This is a genomic window from Caldalkalibacillus thermarum (assembly GCF_014644735.1).
GTDB classification, from domain to species: Bacteria; Bacillota; Bacilli; order Caldalkalibacillales; family Caldalkalibacillaceae; genus Caldalkalibacillus; species Caldalkalibacillus thermarum.
In genome coordinates this window covers 1-2,102 of record NZ_BMKZ01000095.1, presented here as the reverse complement: position 1 = coordinate 2,102, position 2,102 = coordinate 1, and the positions used below count along the sequence as shown (strand labels likewise).

At 40.4% G+C, this 2,102-nt stretch carries 2 pseudogenes; both read right to left on the bottom strand.

Features of this window, described 5'->3' with window-relative positions:
• Positions 1 to 74 precede the first annotated feature (74 nt).
• Positions 75 to 1,118 (bottom strand): annotated as a pseudogene (locus IEW48_RS16470) (IS3 family transposase); the annotation flags it as partial.
• Positions 1,119 to 1,637: 519 nt separating this feature from the next.
• Positions 1,638 to 2,102 (bottom strand): annotated as a pseudogene (locus IEW48_RS16460) (IS5/IS1182 family transposase); the annotation flags it as partial.

Sequence of the window (2,102 nt, the reverse complement as noted above, 5' to 3'; positions counted from 1 at the left end):
TGACAACTTGTATTTTAAATTCAACAGAATGTCTTTGGCGTTTCATATTCATCAGCCCCCTAATTTTATAGTTAATAGTTTAATAGATCACACCTTAGTTGTCCAAATTCATTAGGGGGCTTATAGGTGACTTCCTCTTTCTTTAGATGGCATGAAATGATTCGATACAAGCATTGTCATAAGGACATCCCTTTCGGCTGAATGACTGTATGATGCCCTGAGATTTGACATATTGCTCAAATGCTTCGCTCGTATATTGTGTCCCCAAATCCGTGTGCAGAATAAGCCCGCGTTTAGGCTGTTGTGTATCACAAGCATTTGCCAACGCTTTGATGACTAGATCAGTCGTCATCGATTTGGCAAAGGAATAGCCAACGATTTTTTGGGTATGTAAATCCATCACAGAAGCCAAGTAACACCATCCATCTTTAAGGGTATGAATGTAGGTGATATCAGCGACCCACTTCTCATTGATGATGTTGGTGGTGAAATCCTGTTTGAGCAGATTGTCCCGTTGGATCACCTTTTCCTTGCTTGGATAGGGTTTGTATTTCTTCTTCACAATGGAACGAATAGCTGACTTCTTCATTAAACGCTGCACTCTCTTTAGGCTGACTTGAAATCCTTCCTGCTTCAACAGATGATGGATTTTGGGAGCGCCATAGCGCTGTTTGCTCTCCTGATGAATGCTGATAATTCTTTGGGTGATCTCCCGGTTCTCACGTTCGCGGTTTGACTCTTTATGATTCAATCTTTGATAGTACGTGCTTCGGGGAGTCCCCAGCACTTTACACAGGGTATGAACTGGATAATCTGCTTTATGATTGTCAATGAATTCTGCTAACTCAGTATCCTTTACTTTTTGGCGAATATGGCCATAGCCTTTTTTAAGATCTCATTCTCTTGTTGGAGACGGAGCATTTCCTTCTTCATCTCAACCATCTCTTTCTGAGTGATGGACTCATCTCCAGAACCCGCTGGAGTAAACTGCTTAATCCATCTGTAAACCGTCACTTCAGATACGCCATATTCGCCGGACAAATCTTTAACAGAAGTTCCTGAATGGTAGAGATCCGCAATTATTTTTTAAAATCGTCATTGAATTTCTTTCGGTTCATATTGGACACATCCTCTCCCAATTTTTATTGTAAGGGACTTAACTAAAATGTGTCCATGAAACTATACTAACACCAAAAATATAACAATACATACCTTAAAGAGTCAACCAATTTTTATTTTTATAAACCTGGATGTTACTACCTATAACTTTATATCTAAGCATCAATAGCTCCAAACTGTTTCCATGTTCCCGGTGTCCCTGCTACAACACAAACAGCTCCTCTTTTTCCCCCGGCTACCTTGATAGTATGTTCCGTTTGTTGGAATCCCTGAAAATAAAAACCTTCTTTTTCCGTAACTAGTTTTTGAATTAAGATAGGATTTCCATTATCGGAATAGAGGTTTGTTACATTAGGGATTGCTGAAAAAGTTTCATTTTTTAAGTTTTAACTTGCTCAATTTAAGTTTCTTGGTAGACTATTTTTTTTCTTGAAGACGTAAGTAAAACCATATAGCAAAAAAAGACAAAAAGAGAGCGTAACCAGTGCCATAAGTTCATTGTAAAATACTGTNATGTGTTCAATCAGGGTGTATCCCTCGATGACACTGATAACCACCTTGGCCCCAAATTCAACTGGTGCTTTCGCTTTGCCCCGCACAATAGGACGAACATGGGGTTGTTCAATGCTGACAATGCGGTCCTCAATCCGGTTGTTTCGTTTGTCATACATCTCCTTTTGTTGACGATACACTTCTTGTATCACCAGTAACTCTCGGTACTGCCTGGTGCTCAGCAGGTGAAGGCCTGATTGTTGCGCCAGCTCTTCAATATGTTTCAGATTACGGTGGATGTATTGCAGTTGTGCTTTAATCGCCTTCCGCAGTTTTTTCTTACTGACCTTGCGTTGTTTAGCCGCCTGAAGATAAGCTTGGCGTGCTTTTTTGCGGTAGGTCCTGGGCTTGGGTTGAATGCCTCGTAAGGGTTGATGCATCACATCAATCATATGCTCCAGTTTTTCACGGCTTTTGTTTAATAGATCCAG